This is a genomic window from Micromonospora parastrephiae (genome assembly GCF_016802865.1).
Lineage (GTDB): Bacteria > Actinomycetota > Actinomycetes > Mycobacteriales > Micromonosporaceae > Micromonospora > Micromonospora parastrephiae.
Genome location: NZ_JAEVHM010000331.1, coordinates 1 through 3,474, shown reverse-complemented (window position 1 = coordinate 3,474; position 3,474 = coordinate 1). Strand labels below are relative to the sequence as shown.

Sequence of the window (3,474 nt, the reverse complement as noted above, 5' to 3'; positions counted from 1 at the left end):
GTGGGGGCTGGGCTAGGGGCGGGGGGAGGAGGTCTCCTCGGGGCCCACGAAGGCTTCGCTGCGGGCGTCGCCGTCGTCGCTGCCGCCGAAGACGCGCGCGTCGTCGGGGGCCTCGGTGTCGGCCGGGCGGCGGACCGGCCGGCGGGGCTGCACCCACTGCCAGGGCAGGTTGCTGCTGGCGTCGCCGAGCTCGGTACGGATCCGGGGCATCGCGGTGGGACGGTTGTCCCGGATCCAGGCGACCAGGTGTTCGCGGACGAGGCAGCGCAGGTCCCACAGGCTGCCCGCGTCGGCGGCGCTGACCAGCGCGCGCACCCGGACAGTTCCGCCGGTGGCGTCGGTGACCTGGAGGACGCAGACCCGGCCGTCCCACAGCTCGGTGCCCTCCACCAGGCGGCGCAGCTCCTCCCGCATGGTCTGCACCGGCACCGCCCAGTCGACGTCGAACTCGGCGGTGCCGAGCACCGCCGCCTCCGTCCGCGTCCAGTTCTGGAACGGCTTGCTGGTGAAGTACGAGGTGGGCAGGATCAACCGCCGGTCGTCCCAGATCTGCACGACCACGTAGCTGAGGGTCAGCTCCTCGATGCGGCCCCACTCCCCCTCGACGACCACCACGTCGTCGAGGCGGACCGCGTCGCTGAAGGCGAGTTGGAGGCCGGCGAAGACGTTGCCGAGCAGGCTCTGCGCGGCGAGGGCGGCCACCACACCGACCACACCGGCGGAGGTCAGCACGCCGGCGCCGATGCCCCGCACGCTCGGGAACGTCATCAGCATCACGCCGACGGTCAGGATGACGATCACCGCGATGGTGAGCCGGCGCAGCATCACCACCTGGGTGCGTACGCGCCGGGCGTGCCGGTTGTCCGGCACGTCGACGCGGAACCGGGCCAGCGCGGTGTCCTCCACGACGATCAGCAGCGAGGCCACCAGCCAGGCCGTGGTGGCGATCACGCCGAGGATGAGCAGGTGCAGCAGCAGCCGGCGCCAGCCCTCGCCGACCGCGTACCCGGTGCTGAAACGGACGGCGAACTGGACGGCCAGGACCGTCGCGGCCACCTGGAACGGGCGGTGCGCGTGGTCGGTCAACTCGGTCAACAGCTGCGAACGGCGGCCGAACCGCCGGGTGAGCCGGTGGACGACCTCGACCAGGAAGAGCGCGACCGCCGCCGCAGCGAGCGCGGCGACGGCCGTGGTGAGATAACTCTGCACGGGTTCGGTGCTTCCCTTCGACCAGGCGTCGGCGCTTCGGGCAAAAGCCCAATAGTGCCCGACGTCCCCGGAGTCGACCAGCTCAGACCTTGCGGTACCGGGACTGGAGGAAGCAGTAGACGCCGAAGGCGGCGATGCCCAGGGCGACCAGGGTCAGCAGGAACGTGCCGTACGACTGCTCGCGCAGCGTGTGCAGCGCGGCGTCCAGACCACGGGCCTTCGCCGGGTCGTACTTCACCGCCGCCACGATGATCAGCAGGCCGGCGATGCCGTACGCGACGCCCTTGGCGACGTACCCGGCGATGCCGAGGCGGCGGGCCAACTTGCGGGTCTTCGGGCTCATCTCGCCGGTCTTCAGGTGCTTCTCGAACCGCTTGACGACGCCGTAGATCACCAGGCCGACGCCGATCGCGGCGAGCACCAGCCCGGCCAGGCCGACCAGCCAGCGGCCGCCGCTGGAGGTCATCAACTTGCCGGTCAGGGCCTCCTGCTGGTCGGCGCTGTTCGACCCGACGTCCTTGAAGACCTTGAACGCGGTCCAGGCGAAGTAGAGGTAGACGATGGCCCGGCCGGCCGAGGCGAGCCGCTCGGTGACCCGCTCCCTGCCCCGCTCGGCGCGGTGCCCGACCGCCGCCTCCAACGCCTGCCAGATCGCCATCGCGAGCAGGCCGACCGCGGTGGCGATGACCAGGAACCTGCCCAGGGGCTGTTCGGAGAGGGTACGCAGCGCGCCGGACTGGTCGCCGTCGTCGGTCGACGTGCCGAACGCGATCTGCAACGCCAGCCAGGCGAAGAGCAGATGCACGATGCCGTAGCCGATGAAGCCGGCCCGGGCGAGAAGTTCCAGCCACCGGCTGTCCGCCGTGCGGGAGGCGGTGGCTTCGGCGCTACGGGTGAGTGACATGGCGCCACAATCTCCGATTCTGGAGATCCCCAAACGTCGGCCACCGCCCCCCGGGCAGGTCAGTTACCCGGGTTCCGGGATACGCGGATCTTGACCTGCTGGTCGGTGACGCTGTCCAGGGTGACCGCGAAGCCACCGGCCTCGGTGGCCTGCTGTCCGGTGGTGAGGGTCAACTGCTCGCCGGCGACCTCGACGGTCACCTGGTCGCCCTCGGCGCCGACCAGCTTGGCCTCGACGCCGAGGATGGTGGCGCTCGCGTCCACACCCCGCTCGAAGGTGACGGTGCAGGCGTCCAGCCCGCAGTCGGTGGAGGCGCCCTGGGAGCTGCAGCCGGCCAGTACGGCGAGGCCGAGCGCCAGACCGGCGAACAGACCGGCGGCGCGGCGGACGGGGGGCATCGGGATGGTGGCGGGTCGGTTCGTCACCTCGCCAAGAGTACGAGACGTGGGCGACGCCCTCGCCGAACGATGATCAGCCGGCGGCCGACGGAGTCACGAGGAGCACCGGCTAGGGTCCGGGACATGCCCTTCGACATCGCCCGCACCCGGGCCGCGTACCCCGCCCTGACCGAGGGCTTCGTCCACTTCGACGGGGCCGGGGGCACCCAGACCGCAGCCGGTGTGATCGACGCGGTCACCGACGCCATGCGTACGGCGGTCGGCAACCGCAGCGCCGCCAACGTGCCCGGTCGCCGGTCGTTGGAGCTGGTGGCCGAGGCCCGCTCGGCGGTGGCCGACCTGCTCGACGCCGACCCGGCCGGGGTGGTGCTGGGCCCGAGCGCCACCGCGCTGACGTACACCCTGGCCCGTACCCTCGGCGCGGGTTGGCGGCCGGGCGACGAGGTGGTCGTGTCGCGGCTCGACCACGACGCCAACGTGCGGCCGTGGGTGCAGGCGGCCGAGGCGGCCGGCGCGACCGTACGCTGGGCCGAGGTCGACCGGGACACCGGCGAGCTGCCCGCGGCCCAGTACGCCGACCTGGTCGGCGAGCGGACCCGGCTGGTCGCGGTGACCGCCGGCAGCAACGCCATCGGCACCGTGCCGGACGTGCCGGCGATCGCCAAGGCCGCGCACGCGGTCGGCGCGCTGGTCTGCGTCGACGGGGTGCACTCGGTGCCGCACGGGCCGACCGACCTGGGCTCGCTCGGCGCCGACGTCCTGGTCACCAGCGCGTACAAGTGGTCCGGGCCGCACCTGGCGGCGATGGTGGCCGACCCGGCCCGCTGGGCGGCGCTGCGCCCGGCGAAGCTGGTGCCGTCCTCCGACGCGGTGCCGGACCGGTTCGAGTACGGCACCCCGAGCTTCCCGCTGCTGGCCGGCGTGACCGCGGCGGTGGACCACCTGGCCGGGCTGGACCCGGAC

Annotated in this window: 4 protein-coding genes; 1 reads left to right on the top strand and 3 read right to left on the bottom strand. The window is 72.8% G+C overall.

The window, feature by feature from the left end; genetic code table 11:
* Positions 1-12 precede the first annotated feature (12 nt).
* The 3 genes from JNW91_RS30435 to JNW91_RS30425 form a co-directional block, all read right to left on the bottom strand.
* Entirely contained in the window at positions 13-1,209 is a 1,197-nt protein-coding gene (locus JNW91_RS30435) for a mechanosensitive ion channel family protein (RefSeq protein WP_203178927.1), read from the bottom strand.
* An 82-nt stretch (positions 1,210-1,291) separates the two neighbouring features.
* Positions 1,292-2,113 (bottom strand): DUF1206 domain-containing protein, encoded by an 822-nt coding sequence (locus tag JNW91_RS30430; RefSeq protein ID WP_203178926.1) that lies wholly within the window; start codon positions 2,111-2,113, stop codon positions 1,292-1,294.
* Positions 2,114-2,172: 59 nt separating this feature from the next.
* Positions 2,173-2,538 (bottom strand): hypothetical protein, encoded by a 366-nt coding sequence (locus JNW91_RS30425; RefSeq protein WP_407664414.1) that lies wholly within the window; start codon positions 2,536-2,538, stop codon positions 2,173-2,175.
* A 96-nt stretch (positions 2,539-2,634) separates the two neighbouring features.
* On the opposite strand from JNW91_RS30425, the gene JNW91_RS30420 reads away from it, so the two are divergent.
* The coding region (locus tag JNW91_RS30420; protein ID WP_203178925.1) for an aminotransferase class V-fold PLP-dependent enzyme at positions 2,635-3,474 on the top strand (840 nt) is incomplete at its 3' end.